This window comes from Muribacter muris (genome assembly GCF_001038205.1).
Lineage (GTDB): Bacteria > Pseudomonadota > Gammaproteobacteria > Enterobacterales > Pasteurellaceae > Muribacter > Muribacter muris.
Map to the genome: position 1 here is coordinate 47,793 of NZ_JWIZ01000017.1, position 16,646 is coordinate 64,438.

Sequence of the window (16,646 nt, forward strand, 5' to 3'; positions counted from 1 at the left end):
AGGGGTTAAAATAATAAAGGCTGGAAGCATTAACGCCTCCAGCCCACATAATGACGATTTTTTTCGCTAAATTCAACCCTTAGCCGTTTACGAATTTTTCGCCTAATTCAATATCGGCTTTTAAAGTCGGGATCATTGCGTCAATCGCCGCTTTTTCATAAGTGCTTAACTCACCGATTGGCAGCAATTCTTCCACACCGTTTAAGCCTAACACGACAGGCTGTGCGAAGAAACGGGCATACTCGCCGTTGCCTTCTACATAGGCGTACTCAACGGTTTTCTCGCCGGTTAAGCCTTTTAATACCGATACACCGAAACGTGCTGCCGCTTGCGCCATAGAAAGCGTTGCCGATCCGCCGCCCGCTTTGGCTTCAACCACTTCCGTACCGGCATTTTGGATACGTTTGGTTAAGGCATCAATTTCATCGGCACTGAACTCAATTTTGTCTTCCTCGTGTGCTTGGGAAAGCAACGGCAAAATGGTTACGCCGGAATGACCGCCAATTACCGGCACTTTGGTTTTAGCAACATCTTTACCTTTTAATTCGGCAACAAAGGTTTCGGAGCGGATAACGTCTAAGGTCGTTACACCAAATAATTTACGTTTGTCGTAAACGCCCGCTTTTTTCAACACTTCGGCGGCGATTGCAACGGTGGTATTGACCGGATTGGTGATGATGCCCACACAAGCGTTCGGGCAAACCGCTGCAACTTTTTCGATTAAATTACGCACGATACCGGCGTTAATGTTGAATAAATCGGAGCGATCCATTCCCGGTTTGCGTGCCACACCTGCGGAAATCAACACCAAATTTGCCCCTTCGAGCGCAGGTGTCGGATCTTCACCGCTAAAACCGACCGCTTTCACCGCTGTCGGAATATGACTCACATCTACCGCCACACCCGGTGTAACAGGGGCAATATCATATAATGCCAAATGCGTACCTGCCGGAAGTTGTAATTTTAATAATAATGCCAATGCTTGACCAATACCGCCGGCTGCACCTAAAACTGCTACTTTCATAAAGTCTCCTATTGATGTATTTATGGTGTGTGGCAAGTTTAGGTAAAACGCCGTGAATTTTCAAATGGCAAAGTGCAAATTTGAGAACTAACGCAAATTTTCGTGAAAAAAAGGGCGTTATGATTGCTTTATTTGAATAAATACGCAAAAATTCTGCATATTTTTAACTAAAAGGAAGACGGAGTGGAAAAAATCGACTCACTCGCCGATGCGTTTAAATCATTACTAAAGGAAGAAAAATTCAGTTCACAAAGCGAAATTGTTACCGCTTTACAAGAACTGGGGTTTGAGAATATCAACCAGTCGAAAGTGTCTCGTATGTTATCCAAATTTGGGGCGGTGCGGACACGCAATACCAAAATGGAAATGGTCTATCAACTACCGGCGGAGCTTAGTGTGCCAACCACCTCCAGCCCTCTCAAAAATTTGGTGATTGATATTGACCATAATGATGTGCTGATTGTGGTACGCACCAGTCCCGGTGCGGCTCAGCTTATCGCCCGTTTGTTAGATTCAATGGGCAAAGGCGAGGGCATTTTAGGCACTATCGCAGGCGATGATACCATTTTCATCACCCCGACCAAACAAACCGCCATTCAAACCCTGATTGAGCAGATCACCGAACTGTTTGAGACTGCCTGGTAATGCACATTTTTATCACCGGCGGCACGGGCTTTATCGGCAAAAGGCTCTGCGCAGCCTTAGTCGCACAGGGACATCGGCTAACTATCTTGAGCCGTCAGCCGTTAGCCGATACGCAAGCGGTACATTTCTGTCAAAATCTTGCAACCTTTGCGCATTTCAATAACTTTGACGCGGTGATTAACCTCGCCGGCGAACCGATTTTTGCACAGCGTTGGACGGCGGCGCGCAAGCACTGTTTACGGGAAAGCCGGTTAAGTTTGACGCACAGACTAAGCGAGCTGATTTTACGCAGCAACCAGCCGCCGCATACCTTTCTTTCCGCCTCTGCCACCGGCTTTTACGGCGATTTGCCTGTTGCAAAAACATATGACGAACAGACCGCTTGTAGTGCGACATTTACCGGCAGATTATGTCAAGAGTGGGAAAATGCGGCGTTGGCGGCAGCCTCTCCCCATACTAGAGTGTGCTTGCTACGCACGGGCTTGGTGCTGGATCAATCGGGCGGTGCGTTACAGAAAATCCTTCCACTCTATCGGCTTGGTCTAGGCGGCAAATTAGGCGGTGGTAAACAGCACTGGGCGTGGATCTCGCTCAACGATCAGGTGCGGGCGATCCTGTTTTTACTTAACCACGCCGATTGCCAAGGGGCGTATAATTTGGTTGCGCCGAGTTTGATGGCCAATGCGCAATTTAACCGTCAGCTTGCCCGTCAGCTCAAGCGGCCGGCATTGTTTAACGTGCCGGCGTGGGGGCTGAAAATGCTACTCGGCGAGCGTTCGCAATTACTGCTCGATAACCAACCGCTTGTGCCGCAACGTTTATTGGCGGCAGGGTTTGAATTTGAGGATCGGCACTTTAGGCTGATTGAGTAAGCAAGTTACGGTAATACTCCCAGTCAAAATATTGACCGGGATCGATTTTGCGTTCGGGCGCAATCTGATTATGCCCGACAATCCGCTCCGGCGTGATTGCGGGATAGTGGTGCATAATCGCTAAGGTGAGTTGGGCTAGACGCTGATATTGCGCATCGGTAAACGGCTGATTATTGCTGCCTTCCAACTCAATCCCAATGGAGAAATCGTTGCATTTTTCCCGCCCGTCAAAGCACGACACACCGGCGTGCCACGCCATATCCTCGAAATTCACATATTGCGTAATCTGCCCTTGGCGGTTAATCAAGGCGTGGGCAGACACTTTCAACGCCTTAATTTCCTCAAAATAAGGGTGCAGGCTGGGGTCAAGAGTGCCGCTGAAAAAACGGTCGATAAAATCGCCGCCAAATTCCTCTGGTGGCAGGCTGATATAATGAATAACCAACAAGGAAATATCCTGTCGGCAGGGGCGAGGGCTGAAGTGGGGGGAAATCACCCTCTTTTGTGCGGTCAGCCAGCCTTGTTGAATGGTTAAATCTGTGTTCATTTGTAATCGTAAAATAGTCTAAAGCGGGAAATTACGCTAAAATACGCCCATTTTACCCGAAAGAGAACCAAAATGCTCAGTTACCGCCACAGTTTTCACGCCGGCAATCACGCCGATGTGCTGAAACATACCGTTCTAACCCTTATTTTGCAAGCCCTCAAACAAAAAGAGAAGGGCTTTTTCTACCTTGATACGCACGCCGGTGTCGGCCGTTATAGCCTGCTGAGTGCCGAAGCGGAAAAGACCGGTGAATATATTGAGGGGATCGCACGTTTGTGGGATCGCAACGATTTGCCCGCAGAAATTCAGCCTTATTTGGACGAAGTGAAGAAAATCAACAAAGGGCAGCTACGTTTCTATACGGGATCACCCCTATTGGCAGTGCAGCAGCTCCGCCCGCAAGATCGGGCATTGCTGACCGAATTACACCCCAATGATTTCCCGTTACTACGCAACGAATTTGCGAAGACCCCCAATGTCGTTACCAAGCGGGAAAACGGTTTTCAACAGCTCAAATCCGCTCTGCCGCCGAAAGAGAAGCGCGGATTAGTGCTGATCGACCCGCCTTACGAACTCAAAGATGATTATGAACTGGTGGTAAAAGCGATTGTAGAAGGCTACAAACGTTTTGCGACAGGTGTATATGCGATTTGGTATCCGGTTGTGCTACGCCAACACACCAAACGGATTGTACGGGGATTACAGGAAACGGGAATCCGCAAAATCTTGCAAATTGAACTTGCCGTCCGCCCCGACTCCGATCAACGAGGAATGACCGCAAGCGGTATGATCGTGATTAACCCGCCGTGGCAACTGGAAACCCAAATGAAAAACTGTTTGCCTTATTTAACCCAAGTGCTTGTACCGGAAGGCACAGGCAGTTGGCAAGTGAGCTGGATTACGCCAGAATAGTGGCAATATTGACTACGGATTTGCAAGATTTTTCCGTTATCCGACCGCTTACCGTTTAGAAAAAGATCTACTTTTAGGCGGTTCTCAAGTAAAATAAAGCGTGCAATGTAGATCAACAGATTGAACAGGAAAAAACAGAATGGCAAAAAAACCGACTCCGGATTTTGAAACAACCTTAAAAGAATTAGAAGAGATTGTCGGGCGTTTAGAAGCGGGCGATCTACCCCTTGAAGATGCCTTAAATGAATTTGAAACGGCGATCAAACTGGTTCAGCAGGGGCAAGAGCGGTTACAAAAAGCCGAGCAGCGTATTCAAATCTTGCTGAATAAAGATGATAACTCTCCACTGGCGGACTATCCATAATGCAACACGATTTTTCAGCCCGATTGCAACAGAACCAAGAGCGGATCAATGCGTTTTTGGCACAACAGTTAGCCGATTACGCTGCTTGCGATACTCCGTTGATTGAGGCGATGTCCTATACGGTCTTACTGGGCGGCAAGCGGATTCGCCCTTTTTTGATTTATACGGTCGGGCAAATGTTGGGCGTGCCGCTAACCAAACTCGATCGCAGTGCCGCCGCAATGGAAGCGATACACGCCTATTCTTTAGTACACGATGATTTACCGGCGATGGACAACGATATGTTGCGCCGAGGGCAGCCGACTTGTCATATCGCCTTTGACGAAGCCACGGCGATTTTAGCGGGCGATGCGCTCCAAACCTTTGCTTTTGAGCTGGTGGCAAACGATTCGCAGCTAACCGCAGAGCAGAAAATTGCTCAAATTCAATGGCTGGCGGCTTCAGCGGGGGCAAAGGGAATGTGCTTGGGGCAAAGTTTGGATTTGCAGTCGGAAAACAAAGCGATTTCACTGGTGGTACTTGAGCAAATTCACCGTCATAAAACCGGCGCATTGATTGAAGCATCGGTAATGTTAGGCTTTAACCTTTCCGATTATGCACAAGACAGCCGTATTAAGCAGGCTTTGTTGCACTATGCTCAAAGTATCGGCTTAGCCTTTCAAGTACAGGACGATATTTTAGATATCGTGGGCGAGAGTGAGAAAATCGGCAAAACGGTTGGTGCTGATGAAGCCTTGAATAAAAGCACTTACCCTAAATTACTGGGATTATCGGGGGCGAAAGCAAAAGCGGACGGGTTGTATCAATCGGCGTTGGCAGCCTTGAATGAGTTACCTTTTAATACATCGGTATTAGCAGCACTCGCTCATTTTATTATCAGCCGAGAGAGCTAAACAAGCGGTGAGATACTCAGCAAAATTTGCAAGTAAAAAAGAGCCTGTGCAAACAGGCTCTTTTCGTTTAGTCTTTGGATTTCCAAACTTCCGCATCGACCCCGCGTTTGAGTAATTCAGGGTGATCTTCAATACGGAAAATCGGTTGTGTTACGCCGGCTTTAATCTGTTTCTGATAATCTTTCAGCACTAACCAAACAATTGGCGCAAGGATAACGATGGTGATTAAGTTGATCATCGCCATTGATGCCATTACCGTATCGGCAAACGCCCAGACAATACCGCCGTCCCGCACTGCGCCGAAATAGACGAAGAACAAGACGATTAAACGGAATGCTAACACAAAGCCCGGTTTGTTGCGGATGTAGCGGATATTGGTTTCCGCATAGGCATAGTTACCGATAATTGAGGTGTAGCAAAACAGCAACAGAATAAAGGCTAAGAAGTGTAATCCGAACTCGCCGATGTGAAATTCTAAGGCTTTTTGAGTTAAGGAAACACCACGCAAGGTTTCGCTGCCGTAGTCGTTTGACATTAGAATAATGACGGCGGTACAGGTACAGACGATAATGGTATCGACAAATACACCGAGCATTTGGATTAAGCCTTGGCTGGCAGGGTGTTTGGCATCAGAGGTTGCCGCCGAGTTTGGCGCAGAACCCATACCTGCTTCGTTTGAGAATAAGCCCCGTTTAATCCCCATCAGCATTGCTTTGGAAAATAATGCGCCGAACATACCGCCTGCCATTGCAGAGAAATCAAAGGCACTTACGACGATATTGTTTAACACCGCCGGTACTTTTTCGATATTCATTCCCAAAATGATGACTGCCATAATCAGATAGAACAACGCCATCATCGGCACGACTTTCGCCGACACTTGCCCGATCCGTTTTACCCCGCCAAAGATGATCGCCGCAGTAAGAATAACCAGACCGATGCCGACATAGTTAGCGTCCCATTCCCACGCATTGCGGGTCGCTTCCACGATTGAGTTGGCTTGTACCGCATTGAAAGCGAAACCGAACGTGAAAATTAAAGTAATCGCAAAGGCAACCGCTAGCCACGGTGCTTTTAGCCCGCGTGTAATGTAGTAAGCCGGGCCGCCACGGAACATACCGTTCGGATCACGCACTTTATATACCTGTGCTAAAGACGATTCCGCAAAGGCACTGCTCATACCGATTAGAGCGGTGATCCACATCCAAAATACTGCTCCCGGACCGCCTAAGGCGATAGCGGTTGCCACACCGCCGATATTACCCACGCCGACACGGCTGGCTAAACCGGTTGCAAAGGCTTGGAACGGAGTGAGCGATTCACCTTCCGCAGCCCGCCCAGACCACATTTCACGCAGACTGCGGGGCAGCAAGCGTAATTGGACTAAGCCGGTTGTAATCGTAAAAAAGAGACCGACACCCAACAGGGTAATCACGGTAATATCCCAAAGCGGACCGTCAATGGTATTCACGATCCACGTCAGAATACCTTCAAGCATAGACACAATACTATCCATTAGGAAAACCTCGTAGAGAAAAAAAGAAGTGTGCATTGTAACCATTTTTTAACGTTTGAGAAGTTTTTTTAATTTTATTTATTAAAAAAAATAATACTAGCGATGGGATCTTAGCCTAATAGTTAAGAAAATCAGTCCGTCTTGCGGTTATATAAGCTGGATTTATTTCAACGGCTGTCGGGCTTCAATACTTGGCGTTTGTGATGTCAGATGATGTTAAGCGGTCAGTTTGGAGATAGCCCCGACATTCATTGAATAACGGGGTTAACAATAAGATTGCAAAAAATCGGGATAATCAAACCGCTTGTATTAGAGAGAAAGTGAAGCGTTAGCCGATTATTTGTAACTGAACAAGCGGTCGGTTTCGTGGCAAAATGTGTGACATTGGCAGTTGCACAATGCTAAACGGTTGCACATAGGCTGGATACACTGAATGAGCCCAAACTTAAGATTATCAATGGGTTATCGGATAGAACATACTTTGTGTATCTGCCTTTTGATGAAAAGCAGAGTTTGTTCCAGTGATGATAATGTCGGAAAATGCAAGAAAAAGGCGAACGGAAAAATCCGTTCGCGCAAATGAGGTGAGTTGGTCGATAAGCCGAGTTCTGTCGTGGACAATCATTCCTCTAGGCTTGCATTTACACACAAGCTCAAGCAACCTACCCGAATCCTGAGCGGGCCACCCATTGGATTCCTATTTGGTCTTGCTACGAGTGGAGTTTACCCTGCTGCGAACTGTTGCCAGCCGCACGGTGCGCTCTTACCGCACCCTTTCACCCTTACCGGAAAACCGGCGGTCTGCTCTCTGTTGCACTGGTCGTAGGCTCACGCCCCCCGGACGTTATCCGGCACTCTGCCCTGTGTAGCTCGGACTTTCCTCTCGTTTACTTGTCCCCTAGTTTACGCAATGCGAATTTGAGGGCTTCAATAAACCAGCGATTGTCTAACCAACTCAGGCGGGAGAGTATAGCGGATTTGCAACGATTTGCCAATAAGCGACCGCTTGTGCGATAAAAAAGGCATATCCTGCGATATGCCTTAAAAACGTGATTAGAGGTAGAATTTCTCGATAAAGTTAAGTTTATCGTCTAATTTTAACACCAACGGCTGACCGGTCGGGATTTCAAAATCCATAATGTCTTCGTCTGAAATATCGATAATGTGTTTTGCCAATGCACGTAGGGAGTTGCCGTGGGCGGTAACTAAAACACGTTTGCCGGACAATAATGCCGGCGCGATTTGATCTTCCCAGAATGGTAATACACGCTCAAGGGTGATTTTGAGGTTTTCCGCATTTGGCACAACGTCTGCCGGTAAATGTGCATAACGGCGGTCGTTATGGGCGGAGTTTGGATCTTTCGGGTCTAAATCCGGTGGAGAAATATCGTAAGAACGGCGCCAAATATGCACTTGCTCATCGCCGTATTGTTCTGCGGTCGCTTTTTTGTCTAGGCCTTGTAATGCACCGTAATGACGCTCGTTCAAACGCCAGTTTTTGACTTGTGGAATCCATAATTGGTTAGACTCTTCTAACACGATATTACAGGTTTTGATCGCACGGGTGAGGACAGAGGTGAACGCAATATCAAATTCATAGCCGGCATCTAATAGTTTTTTACCGGCGGCTTTCGCTTCTTCTACGCCACGCTCGGTTAAATTCACATCACGCCAACCGGTGAATAAGTTTTTCGCATTCCACTCACTGAAACCGTGACGGATAAATACTAATTCCATAAGTTCTCCTAATAATTTGAGTTGATTTGAAATGTCGCCATTTATAACAAAAATTCCCTGATTTTGAAAGCGAATGCGCCGATAAAAGCTGATCTTTCTCAAACAAAGGGAATTTTTTCATTTATTAAATTATTTTGCAAAATATCGGCGCTAACCGACCGCTTGCTTATAAATTCGAAGCAGAAATCAGCCGTTTGGTGTAGTCATCGGTCGGCATTTCAAAAATCTGATGTACATCGCCACTTTCTACCACTTGCCCTTGGCTCATTACAATGACACGGTCGCTTAATGCCCGAATAACCGCAAGATCGTGGCTGATGAAGATATAGCTCAAGCCGTATTTTTGTTGTAACCGATTAAGTAATTCCACCACAGTGATTTGTGTGGAACGATCCAATGCGGAAGTCGGTTCGTCCAACAACACAAATTTCGGCTCAAGGATAATCGCCCGTGCAATCGCAATCCGCTGACGTTGCCCGCCGGAAAACTCGTGCGGGTAGCGGTTGATCATCGTAGGCGACAGATTAACCTCTTCAAGCATTTTCATCACTTTTTCCCGCCGTTGTTGAGCGCTCATTTGCGGGTAATGCACCGATAGCCCTTCACCGATAATTTCACCCACCGTTAAGCGAGGCGAGAGAGAGTTAAACGGATCTTGGAAGACCATCTGCATCTCTTTTTTTAAGGCTCGGGCGGCGGGTTTCGGCAAATGTGCAATGGTTTTGCCGTCAAATTCAATATTGCCACGGTAATCCAGAATTTGCATTATCGCCCGTCCGAACGTGGATTTGCCCGAACCGGATTCCCCTACAATACCAAGGGTTTCGCCTACGCCGAGGGTGAATGAGATATTTTTTACGGCGTTGAATACTTTTTTCGGTTTGCCGAACAAGCTGCGTTTGAGGATATAATCCACGTCAATATTATCGCCTTTGATCAATATGGCTTGGTTGTTGCTCGGCTGTTTTAAGTTTGCCGGAATTGGCGTAAGTAGTTCAACGGTGTAAGGGTGTTGAGGGTGATTGAACACTTGCAGGGTATCGCCCCGCTCGATGATTTCGCCGTTTTGCATTACGCACACTTGTTCACTGTATTTTTTAACCAAGCGGAGATCGTGGGAAATCAGGATAATCGCCATTCCCATTTCACGTTGTAAATCGTGCATCAGATCTAAAATTTCCGCTTGAGTGGTAACATCAAGGGCGGTGGTCGGCTCATCGGCAATCAACAGATCGGGTTTGTTGATGATCGCCATTGCAATCATAATCCGTTGCAGTTGCCCGCCGGAAAATTCGTGCGGGTAGCAACCCAGTTTTTTCTCGGCGTTCGGAATTTTGACTTTTTGCAGAGTGGCAAGGGTGAGTTTTTCAGCATCAAGGCGGCTGATTTGGCGGTTGTGGGTCATTACCGCCTCACTGACTTGCTCGCCAATGGTCATAAACGGGTTGAGGGAAGTCATCGGCTCTTGGAAAATCATTCCGATACGGTCGCCCCGCAGGCTGCGAAGTTGATCTTCGTTGAGGGTGAGAATATCTTGCCCTTCAAATGAAATCGTAGCATCTTTGCCGTACTCGACAATATTATTCGGCAGTAATTGCATAATCGACATTGCGGTAACGGATTTACCCGAACCCGATTCACCGACAATCGCCAATGTTTGCCCTTTTTCCACATCAAAAGAGACATTTCGCACGGCGTGAACCCGCTGTTCATCGGTTTTTAAATAGACGTTGAGTTGATTAACGTTTAATAATTTCATTCCATACCTCTATTTATCTTTTGGATCGAGCGCATCACGCAGCCCGTCGCCGATGAAATTAAAACAAAATAAGGTTAAGCACAGGAAAAATGCCGGAAAGATCAATAACCAAGGAGAAGTTTCCATTTGTGCCGCACCATCGCTAAGTAATGCGCCCCAACTACTCATCGGTTCTTGCGTACCTAAACCGAGAAAGCTCAGGAAAGATTCAAACAGGATAAGCGAAGGCACTTCAAGGGAAGCGTACACCACCACAATGCCTAACACATTCGGGATAATGTGCTTCCAAATAATTTGGCGGCGAGGCACACCGCAAACAACGGCAGCTTCAATAAACTCTTTATTTTTGAGGCTAAGGGTTTGTCCCCGCACAATACGGGCAAGGTTGAGCCACGCGATCATTCCGATTGCCACAAAAATCAGCAGAATATTTTTGCCGAAAAGGGTGATGAGCAAAATCACAAAAAACATAAACGGGAAGGAGGCGAGGATCTCTAAAAAACGCATCATCACCATATCGGTTTTGCCGCCGACATAGCCGGAAATTGCCCCGTACAGTGTGCCGATTATCACGGCAATAATAGCGCCGGCAATACCGACCATCAGCGAAATACGCCCGCCGATAGCCACCCGTACCAATAAATCCCGCCCGGCAGAATCCGTGCCGAAGTAGTGTGCCGAGGCAAAATCCGGTGCGGCGTTCATCAAGCCGTAATCGGTATCTTCGTAGCTAAACGGCATTAGCATTGGGGCAAAGGTGATGAATAAAATAATCAACAATAAGGTGATTAAACTGCCGACAGCGGCTTTATTTCGGAAAAAACGGCGGCGGGCATCTTGCCACAGGCTGCGTCCTTGCACTAGATCAGCAGGTGAAAGCAAATTGGCGTTTTCCGTCCGGGATTGATTTTGACTTAACATTTCTTCCACCTTAGGTATAACGGATTTTCGGATCAATCACTGCATAGAGTATATCCACCACAGTGTTAAATAAAATGGTGAGCGAGCCGACCAACACGGTGAGGCTTAACACTAACGAATAATCACGGTTTAATGCACCATTGACGAAGAGCTGCCCAATACCGGGAATACCGAACACGCTCTCAATTACCATTGAGCCGGTAATAATGCCGACAAATGCCGAACCGAGATAGCTGACCACCGGCATCAAAGCAGGGCGTAGGGCGTGTTTGACTAAAATTCTGCCCATTGGCACGCCTTTTGCTTTCGCCGTGCGGATAAAGTTAGAATGTAATACTTCAATCATTGAGCCACGGGTGATCCGAGCAATACCGGCAACATAGGCAATCGTCAGTGCCGTAACCGGCAGTACCATATAGTAGAGTTGCCCGCCGTGCCACCCGCCTGCCGGCAGCCAGTTTAAGTAAATGGCAAAAATTAACACTAATAGCGGGGCGAACACGAAACTCGGCATAATAATCCCCGTCATCGCCCAAGACATTATCAGGTAATCCCACCAACTATTTTGCTTGAGGGCGGCGATTGTGCCGGCAGAAATACCGATTAACACAGCAAACAGAAAAGACACAATGCCCAATTTAAACGAAACTGGAAACGCCGAGGCGATCAAATCATTCACAGTTTGATCTTTATATTTGAAAGAGGGGCCAAAATCGCCTTTCGATAAATTTTTTAAGTAGAGAAAATATTGGCTATGCAAGGGTTCATTAAGATGATATTTGGCTTCAATATTTGCCATTACCTCTGGCGGATAGGCTCGCTCTGAGGTAAACGGGCTGCCGGGGGCAAGTCGCATTAAAAAGAAAGAAAGGGTAATTAGGATAAACAGCGTTGGAATAGCTTCCAGAATCCGCCTAAAAATAAATTTCAACATTGGGGAAACTCCACGGTTTAAGATAACAGCTCACCAAAACAAGCGGTGAGATCAGGACAATTTTTTGCAAAGAGTTGTCGAAATCCGACCGCTTGTAATGGAATAGGGTAAAGCCCTATTCCGTTGGACGTTTATTTCTTGATGTAAAGGTTTCTGAGGAAGATGTGGTCTTTCGGATCTTTACCTTCGTATCCGCCCACATAAGTTTTCACAAGGCGAGTGTTTACATAGTTGTAAACCGGAATTAATGCACTATCCTGTGCCAAAATCTCTTCCGCTTTGGCATAAGCTGCCGCACGACCTGCACTATCGCTAGTTGTATAAGAGGCTGCGATTGCATCATCGTAGGCTTTACTCTTATAGAAAGCGGTATTATTGCTGGAGTTTGATAGGAAATAGTTACCGTAAGTGGAGGCTTGGTCATAATCTGCCGCCCAACCAGCACGGGCAATGTCGTAGTTAGCTTGACGGCGACTGTCGATATAGGTTTTCCACTCTTGGTTCTCAAGTTTGACATCAACTAAGCCTTTGGTATTGTTTTTCCAAAGTGATGCTGCAGCAATTGCCACTTTTTTGTGATTTTCGTTAGTGTTGTACAGAATCGTGAATGTGAGAGGATTTGCTTTGCTAAAGCCAGCTTCTTCCAGTAGTTTAATCGCTTCGGCATTCCGCTCTGCCATTGGTTGAGTCGAGTATGCTGGCTGTTTAATTTGATCGCCTTCGCTGATGTAAGTCGGGGTGAAAACGTAAGTCGGTGTTTGACCTTGCCCAAGTACTTTATCGGTAATCACATTGCGATCTAAGGCTAAGTTCAGAGCTTTACGCACTCTAATATCGTTAAACGGGGCTTTAGTATGATTGATTTCATACATATAAGTGGAGAGGGTTCTTGGGGTAAAGAGTTCGTTTGGAATGTCTTTTTTCAATTTCGGGAATAATTCTGGTGGCAAACCATAGTTGGTAATATCTAGATCGCCTGCTCGGTAGCGTTGTACATCGGTCGTTGGTTGCTCAATAGCTAGGAAAGTGGCTTTTTCAATCACCGTTTCTTTATCATTCCAATAGAGCGGGTTACGTTTAAACACAATTTTTTCATTGATGACGTGATCGGCTAATGTATAAGCCCCATTGCCGACAAAATTGCCCTTTTTAACCCACGCATCGCCGAATTGTTCAACGACCTTTTTCGGTACAGGTAAAACGGATTGGTGAGCAGTCATTCCGACTAAATAAGGAATTGGATTACTATTGGTAATTTGGAATGTATGATCATCAAGGGCTTTTACGCCGAGTGTATCAGGTTGTTTTTTGCCGTCAATAATATCTTGTGCATTTTCAATGTGAAGATAAGTCAGGTAACTAGCGTAAGGGGATGCGGTGGCTGGAGTGGCAAGGCGTTGCCAAGAGAAAACGAAATCGTGAGCGGTTACTGGATCGCCGTTTGACCATTTCGCATCAGGACGCAGTTTGAATGTCCATTGTTTGAAGTCCGGCGAACTTTCCCACGATATTGCCATACCCGGTATTACTTTGCCTTCGGCATCATTGGTTACCAAGCCCTCCAGTAATTGATAGCCGATTTGGGATTCTGGCACTCCCTCGGTTTTATGCGGGTCGAAACTTTGCGGCTCCGAGCCATTGTTAATGATAATTTCTTGCTTATCGGCAAGTACCGTGCCTTCCGGCACTTTGGCTGCAAACGCTGAAGCAGATAAGCCTAAGCCGATAGCAGCCGCTAATAATGAACGTTGAAAGTTGAGTTGCATAGTTGTTCTCCTCGCAGGAATCAAAAATTGTTGTGGATAGATACGCAAAATGCGATAGGGTTATAGATAGCGGAAAAATATGATTTTGTAAAGGTTTCGTTAAATATTGAAAAGAGTACGCTTAAAAAATGCGAACTACTTCACGAAATGAGAGAAAAGAAAACGCTCCTTTCGGAGCGCTTTACAACAATTTAAAGGAAATAGACCGCTTGATATGGAGCTAATTGAATGCCGTTATCGGTATATTCCAGTTCGGCATAGTTGTTCATTAACACTTTGCCTTGTGGCTTAATTGCCACGCCCTGTGTTTTGCCACTTAGGTTGGCAATTACCGTAAGGGTTTGAGTTACATTCTGGCGTTGATAAGCCCAAATGAACGGATCGCTTGGTAATAAATCGCGATAATCGCCGTCAGTCAGCACCGCTAAATGTTTGCGTAATTTAATGAGGGCTTGATAGGTATAAAATACGGAATTCGGATCGGCTAACGCTTGTTCGACATTGATTTCAGTATAATTTTTGGCTACGTCAATCCACGGAGTACCACGACTAAAACCAGCGTTGCTAGATGCGTCCCATTGCACTGGCGTACGGCTGTTATCTCGAGATTTTTGTGCCAAAATTTGCATAACAAGCGGTAGCTTTACCCCCTTTTCTTGCAATGCGGCGTAGGCGTTCAAACTTTCAACATCTCGATATTCTTCAATAGTTTGGAAATTCGGATTGGTCATACCGATCTCTTCGCCTTGGTAGATATAAGGTGTACCTTGCATTCCGTGTAGTAACATTGCTAACATTTTGGCGGAAATTGTGCGAAGTTCTCCATTTTCCGCACCAAAGCGAGACACAATACGAGGCTGATCGTGGTTACACCAGAATAACGCATTCCACGCTTTGTTGTGCATTCCCTGTTGCCAGTAGTTGAAGATCGCTTTCAGCTCCACATAATCGGGTTGAGCGTATGCCCATTTTTCACCGTTTGGATAATCGACTTTCAAATGGTGAAAATTGAATGTCATTGATAATTCCGTATCGGCTAAGTTAGCGTATTGCTGACAATGTTCAAGTTTGGTTGAGGACATTTCACCCACTGTCATCAACCCGAACGGTTTGAGGGCATTTTGGTTCAGCTCTTGTAGATAGTGATGGATTTTATGCCCGTCCGTATAAAATCGGCGACCGTCTCCCTCTAAGTCATCTTCAAATACTTCAGGTTTAGAAATTAAATTCACCACGTCTAAACGTAAACCGTCCACCCCTTTTGCTGCCCAGAAATGACAAATCTCGTACAGTTCTGCCCGCAGCTTCGGGTTTTCCCAGTTTAAGTCCGCTTGCTCCGGGGCAAAGAGATGCAGATAGTATTTTTGTGCTTTATCCGACCATTTCCACGCCGAGCCGCCGAACTTGGATTTCCAGTTGGTTGGTTGTTCACGCCAAATGTAAAAATCGTGATAGTCGCTGTTCGGATCTTCACCTTGTTTAAACCATTGGTGGAAGGTAGAACTGTGGTTGAACACCATATCCATTATGATACGGATATTGCGTTGGTGGGCTTCACGAATAAGTTGTTCAAAATCTGCCATTGTGCCGTAACTCGGATCGATTTCACGGTAATTGGCTATGTCGTAGCCGTTGTCGATCTGTGGTGAGACGTACATTGGCGTAATCCAAATGCCGTCCACTCCCAATGTTTGCAGATAATCTAACCGCTTGATGATACCTTGAATATCCCCCGTGCCGCTGCCGGTGGTGTCCTGAAATGATTTGGGGTAGATCTGATAAATGACCCCGTTTTGCCACCAAGATTGTTGCATTGTGCTTCTCCCAAAAAGACTAAAACTTCAGCTATTATAGAAGAATAAAAGCAAATTGGGAACGTTCCCTTTGGTTAAAAATTTATATAAAACTTGCTATTTTTTAGGAAAAATCTATCGATTATTTTGTGAATGGGTCATTTATTGATAGAATTGTCGCAATATTAACTACCACTACTTATTAAAAAGGAATCATTATGGCTACTTTTCTTCATATTATTAAAGGTAATAAACTTACTAAAGTTCCTCTTTCCTCTAAAGAAACTCTTCAGATCAAGGCAGAAAGCGAGACACAATATCAATTAGTTGATGAGAATGGAAAGTTGCTCTCAAATGTTAAAACAGAGTTAGTAGGTAACGATCTTAATATTTTTGTTGATGGTGAAAGAGCCAATCTTATTTTAGAAGAGTACAATCTTAGCTATCCAATAGCAGAAAAGCCTTACTTTGTCGAACAATCTCTTTCATTTGACTTATCTACTGAAATGTCAGAGAAAGCACTTCGGGCTGGAGAAGTATCTAAACCTTTTATCAATGAGCTTGGTATTTTCGGATTTAATGCTTTTTTGCTCAGTTCGTTAATGTGTGCGACAACTAGGAAAGACAGAAATACAGTACAACCGAAGTCGGAAGAGAATTCAGCGGAAACCCAACCGAAGGTGGAAGAAGATAAGCCAGCAGAAGAGCCGAAGGTAGAAGAGAACTCAGCGGAAACTCAACCGAAGATGGAAGATGAGAACCAGGCGGAAACCCAACCGAAGGTAGAAGAAGAGAACCCAGTGGAAGAGTCGGAGGTAGAAGAGAACTCAGCAGAAACCCAACCGAAGGTGGAAGAAGAGAAAGCAGCGGAAGAGCCGAAGGTAGAAGAGAACTCAGCGGAAACTCAACCGAAGGTAGAAGAAGAGAAACCAGCAGAAGAGCCGAAGGTAGAAGAGAACTCAG

14 protein-coding genes, 1 other RNA gene and 1 pseudogene are annotated in these 16,646 nt (G+C 45.9%); 6 read left to right on the plus strand and 10 right to left on the minus strand.

Translation table 11 applies throughout. The features are described from left to right. Window positions 1-79: 79 nt before the first annotated feature. Complete coding sequence (gene mdh / locus RO21_RS03405) at window positions 80-1,024, minus strand: malate dehydrogenase (protein ID WP_047976398.1); 945 nt, start codon at window positions 1,022-1,024, stop codon at window positions 80-82. Window positions 1,025-1,207: 183 nt separating this feature from the next. Here mdh and argR point away from each other — a divergent pair, with 183 nt between their 5' ends. Next, entirely contained in the window at window positions 1,208-1,669 is a 462-nt protein-coding gene (gene argR, locus RO21_RS03410; protein ID WP_047976399.1) for a transcriptional regulator ArgR, read from the plus strand. Further along, a complete protein-coding gene (locus RO21_RS03415; RefSeq protein WP_047976400.1) occupies window positions 1,669-2,541 on the plus strand; it encodes a TIGR01777 family oxidoreductase in 873 nt (290 codons plus the stop codon). The genes argR and RO21_RS03415 overlap by 1 nt, the downstream gene beginning before the upstream one ends. Here the strand turns inward: RO21_RS03415 and ampD are convergent. Further along, on the minus strand, window positions 2,525-3,088 hold the full coding sequence (gene ampD / locus RO21_RS03420; RefSeq protein ID WP_047976401.1) for a 1,6-anhydro-N-acetylmuramyl-L-alanine amidase AmpD: 564 nt from the start codon (window positions 3,086-3,088) through the stop codon (window positions 2,525-2,527). The two genes, RO21_RS03415 and ampD, sit on opposite strands and share 17 nt — an antisense overlap. Before the next feature lie 72 nt (window positions 3,089-3,160). Here ampD and RO21_RS03425 point away from each other — a divergent pair, with 72 nt between their 5' ends. The 3 genes from RO21_RS03425 to ispA all read left to right on the plus strand — a co-directional run bounded on the left by RO21_RS03425 (window position 3,161) and on the right by ispA (window position 5,257). Beyond that, a complete protein-coding gene (locus RO21_RS03425; RefSeq protein ID WP_047976402.1) occupies window positions 3,161-4,000 on the plus strand; it encodes a 23S rRNA (adenine(2030)-N(6))-methyltransferase RlmJ in 840 nt (279 codons plus the stop codon). A gap of 139 nt (window positions 4,001-4,139) precedes the next feature. Further along, complete coding sequence (gene xseB / locus RO21_RS03430; RefSeq protein ID WP_047976403.1) at window positions 4,140-4,364, plus strand: exodeoxyribonuclease VII small subunit; 225 nt, start codon at window positions 4,140-4,142, stop codon at window positions 4,362-4,364. Next, window positions 4,364-5,257 carry a (2E,6E)-farnesyl diphosphate synthase gene (gene ispA, locus RO21_RS03435; RefSeq protein ID WP_047976404.1) on the plus strand — a complete coding sequence of 298 codons (894 nt, stop codon included), beginning with the start codon at window positions 4,364-4,366 and terminating at the stop codon, window positions 5,255-5,257. Before xseB ends, ispA begins: the two co-directional genes overlap by 1 nt. Window positions 5,258-5,324: 67 nt before the next feature. On the opposite strand, the gene RO21_RS03440 is transcribed toward ispA, so the two are convergent. From RO21_RS03440 to treC, 8 genes are all read right to left on the minus strand, one after another. After that, on the minus strand, window positions 5,325-6,773 hold the full coding sequence (locus tag RO21_RS03440) for an alanine/glycine:cation symporter family protein (protein WP_047976405.1): 1,449 nt from the start codon (window positions 6,771-6,773) through the stop codon (window positions 5,325-5,327). Window positions 6,774-7,354: 581 nt separating this feature from the next. Beyond that, window positions 7,355-7,731: RNase P RNA component class A (rnpB, locus tag RO21_RS12080), an RNA gene on the minus strand. A gap of 95 nt (window positions 7,732-7,826) precedes the next feature. Next, window positions 7,827-8,510 (minus strand): 2,3-diphosphoglycerate-dependent phosphoglycerate mutase, encoded by a 684-nt coding sequence (locus RO21_RS03445; protein ID WP_047976406.1) that lies wholly within the window; start codon window positions 8,508-8,510, stop codon window positions 7,827-7,829. 166 nt (window positions 8,511-8,676) lie between these two features. Continuing rightward, entirely contained in the window at window positions 8,677-10,269 is a 1,593-nt protein-coding gene (locus tag RO21_RS03450) for an ABC transporter ATP-binding protein (RefSeq protein WP_047976407.1), read from the minus strand. Between the two features lie 9 nt (window positions 10,270-10,278). Further along, window positions 10,279-11,190: an oligopeptide ABC transporter permease OppC gene (gene oppC / locus RO21_RS03455; RefSeq protein ID WP_047976408.1), complete on the minus strand. Its 912-nt coding sequence runs from the start codon at window positions 11,188-11,190 to the stop codon at window positions 10,279-10,281. Window positions 11,191-11,200: 10 nt separating this feature from the next. Further along, on the minus strand, window positions 11,201-12,124 hold the full coding sequence (gene oppB, locus RO21_RS03460; RefSeq protein WP_047976409.1) for an oligopeptide ABC transporter permease OppB: 924 nt from the start codon (window positions 12,122-12,124) through the stop codon (window positions 11,201-11,203). A gap of 131 nt (window positions 12,125-12,255) precedes the next feature. Next, on the minus strand, window positions 12,256-13,890 hold the full coding sequence (locus RO21_RS03465) for an ABC transporter substrate-binding protein (protein WP_047976410.1): 1,635 nt from the start codon (window positions 13,888-13,890) through the stop codon (window positions 12,256-12,258). Between the two features lie 191 nt (window positions 13,891-14,081). Continuing rightward, complete coding sequence (gene treC, locus RO21_RS03470) at window positions 14,082-15,704, minus strand: alpha,alpha-phosphotrehalase (RefSeq protein WP_047976411.1); 1,623 nt, start codon at window positions 15,702-15,704, stop codon at window positions 14,082-14,084. 197 nt (window positions 15,705-15,901) lie between these two features. Here treC and RO21_RS12075 point away from each other — a divergent pair. Next, window positions 15,902-16,646: pseudogene (locus tag RO21_RS12075) on the plus strand (hypothetical protein); the annotation flags it as partial.

What these genes read in the sequence shown, in the direction of transcription:
- mdh (WP_047976398.1), bottom strand. Translation starts at nt 1,024, where the DNA reads ATGAAAGTAGCAGTTTTAGGTGCAGCCGGCGGTATTGGTCAAGCATTG.
- RO21_RS03415 (WP_047976400.1), top strand. Translation starts at nt 1,669, where the DNA reads ATGCACATTTTTATCACCGGCGGCACGGGCTTTATCGGCAAAAGGCTC.
- ampD (WP_047976401.1), bottom strand. Translation starts at nt 3,088, where the DNA reads ATGAACACAGATTTAACCATTCAACAAGGCTGGCTGACCGCACAAAAG.
- RO21_RS03425 (WP_047976402.1), top strand. Translation starts at nt 3,161, where the DNA reads ATGCTCAGTTACCGCCACAGTTTTCACGCCGGCAATCACGCCGATGTG.
- xseB (WP_047976403.1), top strand. Translation starts at nt 4,140, where the DNA reads ATGGCAAAAAAACCGACTCCGGATTTTGAAACAACCTTAAAAGAATTA.
- ispA (WP_047976404.1), top strand. Translation starts at nt 4,364, where the DNA reads ATGCAACACGATTTTTCAGCCCGATTGCAACAGAACCAAGAGCGGATC.
- RO21_RS03440 (WP_047976405.1), bottom strand. Translation starts at nt 6,773, where the DNA reads ATGGATAGTATTGTGTCTATGCTTGAAGGTATTCTGACGTGGATCGTG.
- RO21_RS03445 (WP_047976406.1), bottom strand. Translation starts at nt 8,510, where the DNA reads ATGGAATTAGTATTTATCCGTCACGGTTTCAGTGAGTGGAATGCGAAA.
- RO21_RS03450 (WP_047976407.1), bottom strand. Translation starts at nt 10,269, where the DNA reads ATGAAATTATTAAACGTTAATCAACTCAACGTCTATTTAAAAACCGAT.
- oppC (WP_047976408.1), bottom strand. Translation starts at nt 11,190, where the DNA reads ATGTTAAGTCAAAATCAATCCCGGACGGAAAACGCCAATTTGCTTTCA.
- oppB (WP_047976409.1), bottom strand. Translation starts at nt 12,124, where the DNA reads ATGTTGAAATTTATTTTTAGGCGGATTCTGGAAGCTATTCCAACGCTG.
- RO21_RS03465 (WP_047976410.1), bottom strand. Translation starts at nt 13,890, where the DNA reads ATGCAACTCAACTTTCAACGTTCATTATTAGCGGCTGCTATCGGCTTA.
- treC (WP_047976411.1), bottom strand. Translation starts at nt 15,704, where the DNA reads ATGCAACAATCTTGGTGGCAAAACGGGGTCATTTATCAGATCTACCCC.